Origin of the sequence: Serratia oryzae (assembly GCF_001976145.1) — a bacterium.
GTDB lineage: Bacteria > Pseudomonadota > Gammaproteobacteria > Enterobacterales > Enterobacteriaceae > Chania > Chania oryzae.
This window is the reverse complement of sequence record NZ_MOXD01000007.1, coordinates 158,530-176,001: the sequence shown is the minus strand read 5'-3', so window position 1 is coordinate 176,001 and position 17,472 is coordinate 158,530. Positions and strand designations below refer to the sequence as shown.

The 17,472-nt window shown below is 55.0% G+C and carries 9 protein-coding genes; 5 read left to right on the top strand and 4 right to left on the bottom strand.

Features of this window, described 5'->3' with window-relative positions:
* Positions 1 to 21: 21 nt before the first annotated feature.
* Entirely contained in the window at positions 22 to 1,674 is a 1,653-nt protein-coding gene (pstA, locus tag BMI79_RS14350) for a phosphate ABC transporter permease PstA (protein ID WP_076942818.1), read from the bottom strand.
* Positions 1,671 to 3,845, bottom strand: coding sequence for an ABC transporter permease subunit (locus BMI79_RS14345; protein WP_076942817.1), 2,175 nt, complete (start codon positions 3,843 to 3,845; stop codon positions 1,671 to 1,673). Before BMI79_RS14345 ends, pstA begins: the two co-directional genes overlap by 4 nt.
* Before the next feature lie 257 nt (positions 3,846 to 4,102).
* Between BMI79_RS14345 and ppk1 the strand changes: the two genes are divergently transcribed.
* Together ppk1 and ppx are read left to right on the top strand one after the other, a co-directional pair.
* On the top strand, positions 4,103 to 6,166 hold the full coding sequence (gene ppk1 / locus BMI79_RS14340) for a polyphosphate kinase 1 (protein WP_076942816.1): 2,064 nt from the start codon (positions 4,103 to 4,105) through the stop codon (positions 6,164 to 6,166).
* Positions 6,167 to 6,176: 10 nt separating this feature from the next.
* Positions 6,177 to 7,730 carry an exopolyphosphatase gene (gene ppx, locus BMI79_RS14335; RefSeq protein WP_076942815.1) on the top strand — a complete coding sequence of 518 codons (1,554 nt, stop codon included), beginning with the start codon at positions 6,177 to 6,179 and terminating at the stop codon, positions 7,728 to 7,730.
* Between the two features lie 126 nt (positions 7,731 to 7,856).
* On the opposite strand, the gene BMI79_RS14330 is transcribed toward ppx, so the two are convergent.
* Positions 7,857 to 10,094, bottom strand: coding sequence for a sensor domain-containing phosphodiesterase (locus BMI79_RS14330; protein ID WP_076942814.1), 2,238 nt, complete (start codon positions 10,092 to 10,094; stop codon positions 7,857 to 7,859).
* A 425-nt stretch (positions 10,095 to 10,519) separates the two neighbouring features.
* Between BMI79_RS14330 and BMI79_RS24285 the strand changes: the two genes are divergently transcribed.
* From BMI79_RS24285 to BMI79_RS14315, 3 genes are all read left to right on the top strand, one after another.
* On the top strand, positions 10,520 to 10,687 hold the full coding sequence (locus BMI79_RS24285) for a YfgG family protein (RefSeq protein WP_076942813.1): 168 nt from the start codon (positions 10,520 to 10,522) through the stop codon (positions 10,685 to 10,687).
* 202 nt (positions 10,688 to 10,889) lie between these two features.
* Positions 10,890 to 12,323 carry a magnesium transporter gene (gene mgtE / locus BMI79_RS14320; protein WP_076942812.1) on the top strand — a complete coding sequence of 478 codons (1,434 nt, stop codon included), beginning with the start codon at positions 10,890 to 10,892 and terminating at the stop codon, positions 12,321 to 12,323.
* Positions 12,324 to 12,502: 179 nt separating this feature from the next.
* Positions 12,503 to 15,844, top strand: coding sequence for a diguanylate cyclase (locus tag BMI79_RS14315; RefSeq protein ID WP_076942811.1), 3,342 nt, complete (start codon positions 12,503 to 12,505; stop codon positions 15,842 to 15,844).
* Here the strand turns inward: BMI79_RS14315 and alkA are convergent.
* The gene (gene alkA, locus BMI79_RS14310) at positions 15,812 to 17,320 is read right to left on the bottom strand and encodes a DNA-3-methyladenine glycosylase 2 (protein ID WP_076942810.1); all 1,509 of its coding nucleotides are present in this window, start codon (positions 17,318 to 17,320) and stop codon (positions 15,812 to 15,814) included. The genes BMI79_RS14315 and alkA overlap by 33 nt on opposite strands.
* Positions 17,321 to 17,472: the final 152 nt, after the last annotated feature.

The following is a 17,472-nucleotide window of genomic DNA, read 5'->3' as shown; positions in this document are numbered from 1 at the left end:
TATCACCAGCCTTGTTCAGAACTATTGTGACCATGTTTTATACCGCTCCCGCAGCGAATGGCGAATGCTCATCGCCGCCAGATTAAGCCCCACCACAATCAGCACCAGCAGAAACGCCGTGGCAAACACCAGCGGCCTCGCGGCCTCTACGCTAGGGCTTTGAAACGCCATATCATAGATCTGGAAGCTGAGGTGCATAAATTTCCGCTCGAGGTGCAGATACGGGAAAATATCATCTACCGGCAGCACCGGCACCGATTTCACCACCCCCACCAGCATCAACGGTGCCGTTTCCCCCGCCGCGCGCGCCACCGCCAGAATCAACCCGGTCATCATCGCCGGGGCCGCCATCGGCAGCACAATGCGCCACAGCGTTTCCGCCCGGGTCGCCCCCAGCGCCAACGAGCCCTGGCGCAGCGAGGCTGGAATACGTGACAGCCCTTCCTCGGTCGCCACAATCACCACCGGCAACGTCAGTAAGGCCAGCGTCAGCGCGGCCCACAGCACGCCGGGCGTGCCAAAGGTGGGGTTCGGCAGCGATGCCGGATAAAACAGCTGATCGAGGGTGCCGCCAATCATATAAACAAAAAAGCCCAGGCCAAATACGCCGTAAACGATCGAGGGTACCCCGGCCAGGTTGACCACGGCAATGCGGATAAGGCGCGTCAGAAGATTATTACCCGCATATTCATGCAGATAGAGCGCGGCAATAACGCCAAACGGCATCACCACGATCGACATCAGGATCACCATCAGCACGGTGCCGAAAATGGCCGGGAACACGCCGCCTTCGGTGTTGGCCTCGCGCGGGCTGTCGGTAAGAAATTTTTGTACCTGATCGGCCCAGTGTGCCAGTTTCTGCCCGCTTCCCATGGCGTTCGGATACCAGGCATCGCGTACCTGGCTCAATGGAATGGTATGAATCTGCCCATGCATGTCGCGTAACAACAGGGCATCACGCTCGCGATCGCGGTTCAGCCCCTGCAGCTTGTCGGCCAGTTGCCGGTACTGACGCTCTAACTCCAGCCTTTCGGCGCGGATCGAGGCCTGCAAACGCTCATCCAACTGATTATCACGCTGCAGGCTTTTCTCCCGCAGGCGCAGGCTTTCAAATTGCTGATTGATGCGCGCCATCTCGCGGAACTGAATATCGTGCGCCTGACGGGAAAGTGCCGCGATCTGTGGCAAACGCTGTTGCAACGCCTGGCTGAGATCGCGCCCGGTCAATGGCTGGCCATCCTCCAGCATCCCGGCCAGATAACCGTAGGCAGTGCCATTGGTGTTGCGCTCCAACACCAGCACATCGGGCGGCGTGGTTTGCAGGCTGACGTCGCTGGCCAGCAAGGTACGGAAATCCTGCCCTTCGCTTTCACGGTTGCCTACCTTGATCAGATAACGGGTGAAGCTTGCCGCATCCCCCGCAGGCAATGCGATGCCGGAGTCCTGCAATTGGCGGCGTGAAAGGGTCTGCTGCTGATAAAGCTCACCGATCACCGTCACCGGCCCGGCAGCGCTTTGATTTAATTCGAACTGGTACACCGGGCTCGGCCAGAAATAACGCATGCCCTGCCCGGCTAACAGCAGCAAGATGCCGATCAGCGCCAATAAGCTGACCGCCACCGAAGCAGCCGTCAGCCAAATCCACGGGGAGCCGCTGCCAATCCACTTTCTCATGGCGTCTCCTGATTCAGCGTATAACGCTCACGCAGGCGTAGACGCACCGCCTCAGCTAAGGTGTTAAACATAAAGGTAAAGATAAACAGCACCAGGGCGGTGAGGAACAGCACGCGATAATGGCTGCTGCCAACCACCGCCTCCGGCATTTCAATGGCGATGTTGGCAGCCAGCGCGCGCAGGCCCTGGAACAGGCTGCCGTCGATAATCGGCGTATTGCCGGTGGCCATCAGTACGATCATGGTTTCCCCCACCGCACGGCCAAAGCCAATCATTAGCGCAGAAAATATCCCGGCACTGGCAGAGGGCAACACCACGCGCACCACGGTTTGCCACTGGGTGGCTCCCAGCGCCAGCGAACCGCGGCTAAGCGCAGTGGGCACGCTGAACAGGGCGTCCTCCGCCAGCGAGAAAATAATCGGCACCAGCGCAAACCCCATCGCCACGCCGACCACCAGCGTGTTGCGCTGATCGTACCCTGCACCCAGCCAATAATGCAGCGGCTCGCCGAACAGCTGTAATTCCAGCCATGGCCCAACGGCAAACGCCAGCCAGACGGTCAGCACTACCAGCGGCAGCAACACCAATAAATCCATCCCCGGGGCCAAACGACACGGAGCAAAGCGGTTTACCAGCCAGCCGCACAGTAGCACCACCAGCGCCAGCAATAGCGGCAAACTCAGCACCGCCAGCAGATAATCCCCCATCAGCGGCGCTAACCAGAGCCCGGCCACCAACCCAATCACCACCGTAGGCAATGCACCCATTACTTCTACCGCCGGTTTCACCACGCGCCGTAGCCCGGCCGACATAAAGCAGGCGGTATAGATTGCCCCGGCCAAGGCCAGCGGCACGGCGAACAGCATGGAATAGCCCGCCGCCTTGAAGGTGCCAAAAATCACCGGGATCAGGCTGAATTTGGCCTGATAGCTGTCTTCACCCGAGGTGGACTGCCAAACGTAAGCCGGTTCGGGGTAATTTTCATACCACACCTTTTGCCACAGCGAGCGCCAAGTGACATCAGGATAGAGGTTATCCACGCTGTAATGTTGCCACCCCTGGGGCGTTTCCAACAGCAGGCCATCACCACGCGGTGCAAAGGCCATCTGCCGCACCTCGTCGGGCAATGTGGTCTGCAGCAATGGCTGTGGCTGAATGCTGGAGAACAGTGAGAATGCCCCCTCCGGCTGCCATGAGGCAAACACCCGGCGATACGGCTCAGTCACCAGTTGTTCCTGCGGCAATGTCTGATGCGCAAATTGCCGTATCGGCGTCAGTTGCCGTTGCTGATTTTTTTCCACCTCAAACCACTCACGCAGGCTGCCGTCCCCAGCGCGGATCAACAGGGCGCTGCCGCCAGATAAGGCCGTCAGATGATAAGGCGGGTGCTCCCCGAGCGTGCGAGTCTCACGCAAAGATAACTGGGTGGCTTCGATCTGATAGCGGGCTAGCTGATTCCCGGTGAGTAAATAGAGTTGGCGGCCATCCGGCGTCAAAAACAGTTGCTGCGCAGCGGCACTCAGCTGCACCTGCATCAGTTGCGCGGGCGCAGCGGAGCTGAAACGGCCAAACAGCAGACGATGATCCTCCGTGACCGCCGCCAACAGGGTCACTCCCGCGCGCGTTTCAGCCAGTGCCAGCAGCGCCAATGGCCGCCCTTGGGGGTCAAACTCCACAGGCTCCTGGCCTAACGGAAAACGCCATTGCGCTAGGCTGCCCCCCACCGGGGCAAAATCGGCCTGGGTAACGATCACGCGGCCATCGGCCTGGGCCAACGCGAACAGATCGCGCGTTCCTGCCGCCTGCGCCATCAGTACCGGTTTATCCAGCAGGGATTGTTGCGCTAACGGTTGCCCAGCGCTGGCCTCACCCTGTGCGGCCAAGCGATAAAAACGGCCTTCGCCCTGTTGATCGATGCGGTAACCGATACGCTGCTGCACATCCATGCCAATCGCCCAGGCAGGGGATGTGCTGACGATCGGTAACGGGCGCGCGCTGCCGATGGATGCCGGTTTGAACAGCGGCAGTACCGACAGCAGCAGATAGACAAAAATCAGCATCAGCGTCATCAACACCAGCAATCCGGTTGCAGTAACAGCGCCCTGCACGCCACGATCGACGACTGCCCGCCAACGATCGCGGGGATGTTGATTTACCCTTGTCTGTCCCATGTCTCTCGCTGTCTGCTCCATTTTCTGGCTGGCGTTCTAAGATAACCGGGCATCTTATGTCAGTTTTGTGACGTTTGCATGACAAAACTGCCCGGCGCTATCCTCTGTAGCACAAGGTGACAACGATGTGGCTCGCTGACCGGTGAGGTACCACAACCCCGTAGATATGTTGGACATTCCTGGCAATCTCTCGCAATAATGAAGTAAGACACTGGGCGGTGTCCCGAGTCCTTTTCTAAAATTGAACTGGAGTGGCAATGGGTCAGGAAAAGCTCTACATCGATAAAGAACTAAGCTGGTTATCCTTTAATGAGCGTGTATTGCAGGAAGCCGCAGATAAGAGCAATCCCCTGATTGAGCGTATGCGGTTTCTGGGCATTTACTCCAATAACCTGGATGAGTTTTATAAAGTCCGCTTTGCTGAACTAAAACGGCGCATCTTAATCAGCGAAGAACAGGGGTCGGGTGGCACATCGCGCCATTTGCTGAAAAAAATTCAGGCCAAGGTGCTAAAAACCGATCAAGAATTCGACAACCTGTACAACGATCTGCTGCTGGAAATGGCACGCAATCAAATCTTCCTGATCAATGAGCGGCAGGTATCGGAAAACCAGCAAATCTGGCTGCGGCAGTATTTTAAACAGCACCTGCGGCCGCACATCACGCCGATCCTGATTAATCACGACACCAACCTGGTGCAATTTCTGAAAGATGATTACACCTACCTGGCGGTGGAGATTATCCGCGGCACGCGCATTGACTATGCGCTGCTGGAAATTCCGTCCGACAAGGTACCGCGTTTCGTCAATCTGCCGCCTGAAGCACCGCGCCGCCGCAAGCCGATGATCCTGCTGGACAACATTCTGCGCTATTGCCTGGACGATATCTTCAAGGGGTTCTTTGATTACGACACCCTCAACGCCTATTCGATGAAAATGACGCGCGATGCGGAATACGATCTGGTGACCGAGATGGAGTCCAGTCTGCTGGAACTGATGTCCTCCAGCCTGAAACAGCGCCTCACGGCCGAGCCGGTACGCTTCGTTTATCAGCGCGATATGCCAAATGCGATGGTGGAGTTGCTGCGCAACAAGCTGGGGATCTCCAACTATGATTCGGTGATCGCCGGTGGCCGTTACCATAATTTCAAGGATTTCATCAGCTTCCCCAACGTCGGTAAAGCCAATCTGGTCAACCGCCCGCTTCCGCGCCTGCGGCATACCTGGTTCGATAAATTTCGCAACGGCTTTGACGCCATTCGTGAGCAAGATGTGCTGCTGTACTACCCGTATCACACCTTTGAGCACGTACTGGAGTTGTTGCGCCAGGCGTCGTTCGATCCCAGCGTGCTGGCGATTAAAATCAACATTTATCGGGTGGCAAAAGACTCGCGCATTATTGATTCGATGATCCATGCAGCGCACAACGGCAAAAAAGTCACCGTGGTAGTCGAGCTTCAGGCCCGCTTTGATGAGGAGGCCAACATTCATTGGGCCAAGCGCCTGACGGAAGCCGGGGTGCACGTCATCTTCTCCGCGCCGGGGCTGAAAATCCACGCCAAACTATTCCTGATCTCCCGCCGTGAAGGTGATGATATTGTGCGCTATGCTCATATTGGCACCGGTAACTTTAACGAGAAAACCGCCCGTATTTACACCGACTACTCGCTGCTGACCGCTGATGCACGCATCACCAACGAAGTACGCAGGGTGTTTAATTTTATTGAAAATCCATACCGGCCGGTCACCTTCGACAATCTGATGGTATCACCGCAGAACTCCAGGCGGATGCTGTATGAGCTGATCGATCGTGAAATCGTCACCGCACAAGCCGGGGAAAACGCCGGTATTATGTTGAAAGTGAATAATCTGGTGGATAAGGGGTTGGTCGATCGGCTTTACACCGCTGCCGCTGCCGGGGTGAAAATTCGCCTGTTGGTGCGTGGGATGTGTTCTTTGATTCCCAACCTGCCGGGGATCAGTGACAATATTCAGGTGATCAGCATCGTGGACCGCTACCTGGAACACGACCGGGTCTACGTATTTGAAAACAAAGGTGACAAACGGGTGTATCTCTCATCAGCAGACTGGATGACCCGAAATATAGATTACCGCATCGAAGTGGCGGTATCGCTGTTGGATCCGGCGCTGAAGCAGCGCGTTCTGGACATTCTGGAGATCCTGTTCAGCGATACGGTCAAAGCCCGTTACATCGATAAAGAACTCAGCAACCAGTACGTGCCGCGCGGTAATCGCCGCAAAGTGCGCGCCCAGGTGGCTATTTATGAGTATTTAAAAGCTCTGGAACAACCGGGAAAGTAGGCCAGCAACTATGCCGCTAAAAAGCACTACCGCCAACAAACCGCAGGAAATCGCTGCCATCGACCTTGGGTCGAACAGTTTCCACATGGTAATCGCTCGCGTCGTCAACGGCGCCTTACAGGTATTGGGGCGTTTAAAACAGCGGGTACACCTCGCCGATGGGTTGGACAGTAACAATGTCCTTAGCGAAGAGGCCATGGAGCGCGGCCTGGCCTGCCTGGCATTATTTGCCGAGCGGTTGCAAGGATTCCCGGCAGACAACGTCACCATCGTCGGGACACATACCCTGCGTCAGGCGGTGAATGCGGAAGTCTTCCTGAAACGGGCGGCCAAAGTGATCCCTTATCCGATCGAGATTATCGCCGGGCAGGAAGAAGCACGTCTGATCTTTATGGGGGTGGAGCACACCCAGCCGGAGAAAGGCCGCAAGCTGGTGATCGATATCGGCGGTGGTTCTACCGAACTGGTGATTGGCGAGGATTTCGAACCCTTGCTGGCGGAAAGCCGCCGCATGGGGTGTGTCAGCTTCGCACAACAGTTTTTCCCCGAGGGGGAAATCAGCAAAACCAACTTCAGGCGCGCACGGCTGGCCGCAGCGCAGAAGCTGGAAACCCTGGCCTGGCAATACCGTATTCAGGGTTGGCAATACGCTCTGGGTGCCTCCGGCACCATCAAGGCCGCCCATGAAGTGCTGGTCGCGAGCGGCGAAAAAGACGGCCTGATCACGCCGGAACGCCTGGAAATGCTGGTGGAACAGGTTCTGCAGTTTAAAAACTTCAGCGCTCTGAGTTTGCCGGGGCTGACGGAAGATCGCCAATCGGTGTTTGTACCTGGGCTGGCTATCCTATGCGGCGTGTTTGATGCGCTGGCCATCCGCGATCTGCGTCTATCTGACGGGGCGCTGCGTGAAGGCGTTCTGTATGAAATGGAAGGCCGCTTCCGCCATCAGGATATCCGCAGCCGCACGGCAACCAGTCTGGCCGATCACTACAATATTGACCGTGAGCAGGCCAAACGCGTTCTGGACACCACGGAACTGCTGTATGCCCAATGGATGGCGCAAAATACCAAACTGGTACAACCGCAACTGGAAGCCTTGCTGCGATGGGCTGCGATGCTGCATGAGGTTGGGCTGAGCATCAACCACAGCGGCATGCATCGCCACTCGGCCTATATCCTGCAAAATACTAACCTGCCCGGTTTTAATCAGGAGCAGCAGTGGTTATTAGCCGCCCTGGTGCGCTTCCATCGCAAAGCGATCAAGCTGGAAGAGTTGCCACGGCTGAACCTGTTCAAGAAAAAATACTATCTGCCGCTGATTCAGTTACTGCGCTTGAGCACCCTGCTCAACAATCAGCGTCAATCCACCACCACGCCCGAAACGCTGCGCCTGGTGACCGACGATAACCATTGGACGCTGCGTTTCCCGGCTGGCTATCTGGCACAGAATAACTTAGTGCAACTGGATTTCGAGCGTGAACAGGCTTATTGGAATGACGTGGTGGGCTGGCAGTTGATGATCGAAGAAGAAGAAGACGAACAGAACGAACAGCGTTTGGCATGATATGAATCTGTCGCCCTCTTAATGGAGGGCGATATCTCCGTCATACTTCAAGCTACAGTTGCTGGCAATGTGACGCTGCTCATTGATGGGTTCCCTCCTGCAATGCGGATGCTTTAAGGTTTAGCATTAATCAGGGGCTTGCACGTCCTTATTCGGCTGCACCAAGGACGCCAGCGGTTGGGGTTCACCAATAAAATAGCCCTGCATATAATCCACACCCAGGCTTTTCAGCACATCGCGCTGTTCTTCCGTTTCGACATATTCCGCCACGATCGATAACCGCTGCATCAACGCGACTTTGCAGATTGACGAAATGATCTGGTAATCCACCTTGTTGGTCAGCATGCCGCGCACAAAACTGCCGTCGATCTTCAGCGTATCCACATGTAACTCTTTCAGGCGATCATAGGTGGCATAACCGGTGCCGAAATCATCCAACGCAATGCGGCACCCCAGTTGACGTAGCTCTCTCAACGAGTTCTTGGCATATTTCACATCCTGCACCAGATGAGACTCTGTCACCTCCAGCGCCAATTGATAAGGTTCAACCTGGTATTGCTGCAACGCATCGTATACATCCTGACACAAACTCGGGCGGCACAGCGAAGAAGGGGAAAGATTCACAGCAAAACGCGCACTGGGCAGGGCTTCCCGGTGCTGATCCATAAACTGCAGGGTCTCACGCAACACCCACAGATCCAACTGATAGGCCAGGCCAAACTCATGCACCACTGGCATAAACTCGCCTGGGGACACCGTGTTGTTGTCATCATCCAGCATCCGCAACAAAATTTCGTGGTATGTATCGCCACGCACGCCGACAATAGGCTGTGCCATCAGGACAAAGCTGTCGTTATCAAGCGAACGCTGCACCCAGTGCAACAAGGCAACTTTGCGTTTGATCTCTTCCTGCGCGACGTGGTGATCGTTCTGCACGTTCTCCGCCCGGCCGCTGGTCAGTGACATCTCTGCCAGTGAGCTCAACTCCCCCAGCAGCAAATGCAAATGCGCCACTTCTGAGTACACACCGCAGTAGCTGATCCCCAGCGGTGGGTGAATCGGCAGGCCGTTCCACACCAGACGGAATTTCTCCAGCGTACTCTGGATCGTGGCCACCTTGGCTTCTGCGTTAGAGCCATTCAGCCGCAGCACCAGATCGTACCCCGGCAGATGATAAACATCTTCCCCCTCTTCCAATACCCTGTGCAAGGTGCTGGCCAACTTCTGTTTGAAGCGGATGCGCAGTTGCATACCGTAGTTACGGCTGAGCAGGTCCAGTTCGGAGATACGCAAAAAACAGAGGGTAGAACGCGGCGTTTTTGCCAAATCACGTTTCAATGCGCGCAAATTGGGCAAACCAATCACCGGATCCTTCAGCGAGGCACTCTGCGCCTTGGCATGATCCATCCGTTGGCGCGTATGCACCGCCGAAGTCATCAGAATACTCAGCGTAAACGCCAGCATCATCGAAGAGATCATCGTCAGGTTATGTAACAAATTGTTCCACTGCACATAGCCTGGGTAGTTAAAGAACAGGACTATCAGAGTCGTAGCCCAGATAATACCGTTAAACTGGTAGCCAAAACGCATGGCGCTGTACAGCATCACCGGCAATAGCAAGGTCAGACTGTAATCCGGCACCTGCATAAAATTGGTGTCCGCCGTATGATAAGCCAGAACAAACACCAGCACGCTTAGCACGGCAAGCCAGAGTTGCAGCTCGATTTTTTTTACCGACGGCGCGATCTCGCGGCAAATGCGCCCCCACAACACTCTGGCAAACCTGGGGTTTTTAATGATCCGCAACACAAAATAAAACAGTTGCATCGAAGAGAGACAGCCAATCAGCACCGCCTGAAAATTGACCAGGGTGTGCAGGTTGATACCGTTACCCGGCATCATACCGAGTTCATCGGGCAGCAGATCGAGGCCGATGATTAACTTCAAGCCAAAGATAAACAGCAACGGAGGCATGGCAACCAGCCAGATAAGCCGGTATTTGCCGAGCTTCAGCTCCGAAAAACCCGCACACCAGCGGTTCTGAGACTGGTAGCGATACCCCCACCAGCAGATACTCAGGCATGCCAAATAGAACAGGGTCATGATGACCGTGATATCGATTCCGGCACGATCGGAATAACGGATAAAAACCGCCAGAGCGATCCCTGGCAGCGCACGCCAATCGTAAACCATCAGCAGAGAAAAACAGGCCGCCAAAGGCAAATAGACCAGATAAGCCTTACCTTCAGGCAACATAAGACGCGGCGATAACCAACCGGCAACAGGCAAGAACAGCAGGCTCAGCACAATAGGCTGCCCCCACCAATAATCGCGTAACTTATTCCAGAACTTCAAAATACTCATCAAGATACTGTATCCGCCCGTGCGTGATTCATTTCACTGCTTGAGCATAATTTAAATCGCAGAGAAGAGTCCTATCTAACTCCAAAGCCATTCGTCGAACACGGCTGAGATACGCTGATTCAGCATCAAGAATGGCTGCGTATTCTATTCGCTGCGCTTGCTCAAGATTTGACCACAATCAATTAATAGAGAAAATATGAATAGAAAATCAAACGTGTTTTTCATACTAATAATAACCTACTCATACTCAACAAAAAATCAGACAGTAGCTAAACAAAAGTTCAATACACAATGTAATAGGATAGAAATAAATAGACACCTTTGGTCATCACTGCATAAAATTAGAATGTTAACTTACTGAATATCAATAAATAAGCAACGCTAAAAATGGGCAGTGCGAAGCTGCAACTCATTCGGACGATAATATGAGAAGAAAAACGCCCGGGCGCATGACCAAGATCGTCTTACTAATAAGTTTTATCATTCTAGTTGGCCGCCTGCTGTATGCTGCCATAGTCGCCATTCCCCATCACCAGGAAAGAAGTATGCCACCACGTCCACCAATTCATCAAATCGACGTTGATAATCAGTGAGTTCTCGCTCGTTACCAAGCCTGCCTCTCTTTTCACCCGTGTGGAAACCAATATTTAAGCGGCCTGAAATACATTCAGACCTCTCACTTATTCTTCACTTCTGCGCTGGTTGCATAAAAATGACGCCCGCCGCCGCTATGCTCTATCTTGTAAAGATAGCCGTAAAGGAACCGTTTGTACTTAGTTAGCGTTAAGGAACACCATGTCCACCGCCACACATAATGTTAAAAAGGTCGCTGAATACCGCCAGCGTATCCTGAGCCTGCTGTTAAATAACAAAGAACTGGTTGACGGTATTCTCGGCCGCCCAGGGGACCAAAAAGCGCTCAGCAAAAGCGAACTGCTGGATCATACGGCCGAAATTACCCATCTGTTGGAAGAGATGCACGCCGCCGATCTGGCAGACCTGCTGGAGGCCCTGCCGCAGGACCAACGTCTGGCACTGTGGCGTTTGGTGGATACCACCAAACGGGGCCAAACGCTGGTGGAAGTTGCGGAACCGGTGTGGGATAGCCTGATCGAAGAGATGAGCGATAAAGATCTGCTCAAAGCGATCAAAACGCTGGACGTCGACGAACAGGCCTACCTGGCGCAGTATCTGCCGCGTAACCTGATGGGCCGCCTGCTCACTTCGCTGGAACCAGATGAACGCACACAGGTGCGGGAAATGGTGCATTATGGCAAGGATACCGTTGGCTGGATGATGGATTTCGAACTGGTCACGGTGCGCCCGGATGTTTCACTTGGCACCGTACACCGCTTTCTGCGCCAGCGTAAAACCATCCCAGACGCCACCGACAAACTGTTCGTCACCGATCGCAAAAACACGCTACTCGGTGAATTCCCGCTGACGGCGATACTTCTCAACGATCCGCAGACCCTGGTCTCTCAGGTGATGGACAGCGATCCCACCACCTTTCAACCCGAAGATAAAGCCGAGGCCGCAGCCAGCGCGTTCGAACGTTATGACCTGATCAGCGCCCCGGTGGTCGACGCCAAAGGCAAACTGATGGGGCGCCTGACCATCGAAGAGGTTGTTGACGCCGTCAACGAAGAGAGTGATACCACACTGCGCCGCATGGGGGGGTTAAGCCCGGATGAGGACGTCTTTGCACCGGTCAGCAAAGCAGTGAAAACCCGCTGGGCCTGGCTGGCGATCAACCTGTGCACTGCCTTTATCGCTTCACGCGTCATCGGGTTGTTCGAACATACCATTTCACAACTGGTGGCCCTGGCTACTCTGATGCCGATCGTCGCCGGTATTGGCGGTAATACCGGGAATCAGACGATTACCATGATCGTACGGGCGCTGGCGCTGCACCAGATTGAAGTCGGTAATATCTCGCGGCTGCTGCTGAGAGAACTGGGGGTCGCATTGATCAACGGTTTCGTTTGGGGGGGCATCATGGGGTTAGTCACCTACCTGCTGTATGGCGATCTGGCGATGGGCGGCGTGATGACGTTGGCCATGATCCTGAACCTGCTGGTGGCGGCACTGATGGGCGTAGTGATCCCCATGACCATGCTCAAGCTGGGGCGCGATCCAGCGGTGGGTTCCAGCGTATTGATTACCGCACTGACCGATACCGGCGGGTTCTTTATTTTCCTTGGGCTGGCCACCATTTTCCTGCTCTAACGCTGTCTCGCCGGTGCTAGCGCCGGCGAGCAACAGGCTATCCAGTGTGCTCAAGGAGCGCCGCACTATATCATTCAATGGGCATTTATCACGCTCTATACTAATCTGTTGTTAGTAAAATCCCCACTTTCAGCGGTAATGTTCTTTACCCGTGGTCGATGGCACAGCTAAGGTTACTCATGGACATCAGCGCAGCGAATCATCTTACAACATCGAAAAGCTCTCTACTGGCTCACTCGTTGCTGATGGCTATCGTCGTGTTCCTGCTGGCTTATCTTTGTCTGACCCTGTCGGCCGAATCCAGCCATTTTACCCCGCTGTGGTTCCCTACCGCCGCCATTATCATCGTGTTATACCAGCATAAACCCTACCACTGGCCGCTGCCGATGCTGCTCTGCGCGGCTGGCATCTGCACGGCCAGTTTTATCCTGTTCGGTTTCAATTGGTTTTCGGTCAAGCTGACGTTGATCAACCTGTTGGAAGCGGCAGTCAGTACCCTGCTGTTGCGCTGGGTACTGCAGCCTGCCGATCCGCTCAACGGCTTGGCGAGTTGGCTGAAGTTTGTCGTCTGTGCGGTCATCTTTACCCCCATGTTCAGCGCACTGCTGGCAACCTCCTGGGCCGCTCAGCTCGGGCACCCCTTCTGGCAGTCATTCAATACCTGGTTTATTTCTGAAGCCGTTGGGGTACTTGCGCTGACGCCCATCGGATTGGTTTATCGCCGTTCCATGCTGAAAACGCTTAATTTGGTTGAGTGGCTGTTAACCCTGATTGCAACATTGGTTTTCAGCTATCTGGCACTGACCAACCTGCCCTATCCGTTTACTTTCATCATTCTACCGCTCCTATGGGCCGCTATTACTCTGCCCAGGCTTGAAGCCTTCACCCTCTGCTTTGCCACTACGCTGATGATTACCATAAGCATTTCATTTGGGGTGCTGTCGTTTCAGGATCGCGGACAGTTTCTCGGTGAAGTTGAAATTTACCTGCCACTCATCCTTATTCTGATCCCAGCCCACGCCATGGTGATGGTGATGCACGCATTCCGGGTAGAAAAAGAGCATATCGTGGAGAGCGAGGCCCGTTTTCGCAACGCGCTGGAGTATTCCGCCATCGGAATGGCTCTGGTCTCGCCAGAAGGGAAATGGTTACAGGTAAATCAGGCGCTGTGCAAACTGCTGCGCTACCCGCCTGAAGCCCTGTGCCGCCTGACCTTTCAGGAGATCACCCATCCAGACGATCTGAATGCCGATCTGACACAGTCGCAAGAACTACTGGCAGGCCATATCAGCAGCTATACCCTGGAAAAACGCTTTATCCGTAGCGATGGCGAAAGCGTCTGGACGCTGTTGGCAGTCTCGCTGGTGCGCGATCCCAGCGGTCAACCGCTGTATTTTATTTCTCAGGTAGAGGACATCAACAACCTGAAGCAGGCTGAAGCTGAAAATCGCCTCCTGATAGAACGCATTACGTTAGCCAATCTGGCAGGCGGAATTGGCGTATGGGAATGGGTGATCGACAAACAACAGCTCATCTGGAACAAACGCATGTTCGAGCTGTACGATTTGCCGCTGGACCAGATACCAACCCCTGAGCTCTGGCGTTCATTGCTGCTGCCCGAGGATCTGGCACGCCTCAATCAACTGATCGCCCAGGTGATGGAACGCCCACAGCTGTTTGTCACCGAGTTTCGTATCCTGACCCACCAAGGAAACCTGCGTCATATTCGTGGGCAAGGTAACCTGTTGCTGGACGAGCATGGCAAGCCGCAGCGCCTGCTGGGCACCAATATTGACATGACGGAATTCGTCGCGCTGACCGAAGCACTGCATGAAGAGAAAGAACGCCTGCACATTACGCTGGATGCGATTGGTGAAGGGGTTATTTCTACCGATGGCGAAATGCGCATTACCTTTATGAACCCGATCGCCGAGCAGATGTCCGGTTGGTCATTGGAACTGGCACTCGGCATGCCCATCACCGGCGTGGTGCGTATCACCAATGGCAAAGATGGGCCGGAGGTCGAAAACCCGGTGCAGTCCTGCCTGCAGGACGGCACCCCATTACCAGCGGACTATGCTCTGGTGCTGCACAGCCGTGATGGCCGCCGTTTCGACGTACAAGCCTCCGTTTCGCCGCTAAAAACCCTTGAAGGGGAAGTGATGGGGGCCGTGATGGTACTACAGGACGTCAGCGCCTCACGGGAACTGATGAAAAAGTTGAGTTACAGCGCCTCGCACGATGCCTTGACCAACCTGCAAAACCGGCCCAGCTTCGAAAAAAGGCTGAAAAGCGCCATTGCCAGCGCTGCCGACAGCGATCAACAACATTCATTGGTCTTCGTCGATCTCGATCGGTTCAAAGTGGTTAACGACAGTGCCGGGCACGCAGCCGGTGACACCTTACTGCAGGAAATTGGCCAACTGATGCAACGTCAGTTGCGTAACAGTGACTGTCTGGCCCGGCTGGGCGGAGACGAATTCGGCTTGATCCTATTCGACTGCTCGCTGGAACAGGCAAAAACGCTGATGCAACAGATGGTCGCACAAATCAACGCACATCCGTTCTATTGGGAAGGCAAGATCTATTCTGTGGGTGCCAGCGTTGGTATCACCCAAATCAATGCGACCAGTGGAAAAAGCGCCGAACTGATGGCGCAGGCCGATCTCGCCTGTTATACCGCTAAGCATCTTGGCCGTGGTCAGGTTTATATTTATGAAGCTCGGCAAAAACAGCCGTTGGACCGCCAACACGAACTGCTGACGCGCCAGGAAGTGATGAACATTATTGATGGGCAGCAGTTGCAACTGTACGTCAAGGCGGCGGCACCGCCCAAAACGCCGCAGGCGATCTGTTTTTATCAGCTAGCAGTGCAGGTGGCCTCCCCCGATGGACGTCTGCTGACGTTCGAGAATTTCCTCGCTGCCGCTCAGTTGTATAGCCTGCTGCCAGATATCGATCGCTGGGTGATCAAACAAATCCTGGTGCAGTATGCACGCCCCCTTCACGATAAGGGGGCCTCCATCGTTCTGCCACTGGCCACAGAAAGCTTGCTGGACAGCACATTCCAACAGGAGCTGCTAAAACAATTGACCACCTCTGCCTTACCGAACCAATCGCTGCTGCTGATGGTCGATGAGGCTATTATCCTGGAGCATTCGGAACAGATCGGTAAGTTTATTCACCAACTGCAGCAACTGGGCTGCAAACTGATCGTGAATGGCTTCGGGCGTAATTTGAACGCCTTCGATCGCTTGAATAGCCAAAAGATCGATTACATTCGCATTGATGAACGCTTTATCACCAACGTGCACAGCAATCAGATGGACGAACTGATGGTATCGATGCTCAATAGCGCGGCGCATCGAATACATACCCAAACGCTGGCAGGGCCAGTAGAGCTGCCGGAGACGTTGAGTATGCTGGCGGCGATTGGCATCGATCTGGTGGACGGTGATGTTGTCGCCGTGACAAAACCGCTGGCGGAGTTACTTGACGATGACCATTTCGGCATCAGTTGAGGGTACCCAACCGCCGTTATGCCACAGATGCAGCGTGGCATAGGAACGCCATGGCCGCCAACGTTCGGCGTATTGCTCAATTTGGCGCGGCGTCATACCTGGAAAACGCTGTTTGATCAGGTAATCCCCCGCCAGAAAAACGTCCGGCCACGACCAGGCACGCATCGCAATATAGTTGGCAGTCCAGCTACCGATGCCCGGCAGCGCAGTCAGCGCTTTAATGCCTTGTTCAATATCCAATACGTTATCCAGTTGCAAGCGTCCTTCCGTCACCGCCCTGGCCATTTCGATCAGCGCCGCCGCGCGTTTAAGCTGGATCCCCAATGGCCGCAGTTCTTCCGGTTGCAGTTGCGCAACCTTGGCCGCTTCGGGGAACACATGCGTGATGCTGCCGTTAGGCTGCGCCAGCGGAGTGCCCCAGTTTTGCGCTATGCGTCCGGCAAAAATAGCGGCCATCTTCACACTGACCAATTGCCCCAATATGGCGCGCGTGGCTTGCTCGAAGCTGTTAACGCATCCCGGCAACCGCAGGCCCGGTGCATCCGCCACTAGGCTGCCCAACGCATCGGCAATGCGATCGGGAGCCGCATCCAGATCGAACAGTTGGCGGATGCGCCGCAGCACCTCGGTGGTGACCCGGCTGAGTGCAGGGGCGACCTCCACCCGCACCCGGTTACGGGCTTCGTCCGGTTGCACGCTCACCCAGCCGCAATAGGCAACGCCCCCCTGTTGGACGGCGATCGAACGCCAATATTGGTTTCCTGCGACATGTTCCACGCCATTCACCGCACGCGCTTGCAGGAAAGCCAGCATCCGTGGCCAATCGTAAGGTGGCCGATAGCCCAAATGAAAAATCAGCCCACTGCTGGCCGTGCCTCCATGGCGAGCAGCGGCGCTACGCAGCGCAGAGGGGATCAGGCGGTAACGGGCTTTGAACAGTTCGTTAAAGCGGCGCAGGCTGCCGAACCCGGCGGCAAACGCCACTTCACTCAGCGGCAGAGCGGTATCCATCAGCAGGCGTTTAGCCTGCAGTAAACGGTGCGACTGGGCATAGTCGATGGGGGATGCGCCTAACTGTTCGGCAAAAATGCGCCGCAGATGGCGATCGGAAATCCCCAGACGGGTAGCCAATTGCTCACAACTGTGCTCTGACAGATAGCCCTGTTCGATCAATTGAACGGCTACCTGCGCATAGCGGTTACCGAGGTCGATCAGCGCCAACCCTGGTGCCAATTCGGGCCGACACTTCAGGCAAGGGCGAAAACCCGCCAGTTCGGCGGCGGCGGCGCTCGGATAGAACGTGCAGTTTTCGATCTTCGGCGTACGCGCACTGCACACTGGCCGACAATAAATTCCGGTGGAAGACACGCCGACAAAAAAGCGCCCGTCGAACTTACGATCGCGTGCGCTCAACGCGGAGTATAACGCCTGTTGTTGATCCATCATGCTAACGCTCAGAGTCTGTTTTTTCTTCATTATGGGGCTCGGCCCTGTGGCTGACGTGCGAGAATCGGACATTAACCTGAACCGCCTAAGTTAAGCATGCCGGCACGAACCGCGCTAAATTTTTTGCCACGGGCCCACACGGGTTGCCCAGCCCGAGACTCTCAGGTAAAGTCGCCCCCCTT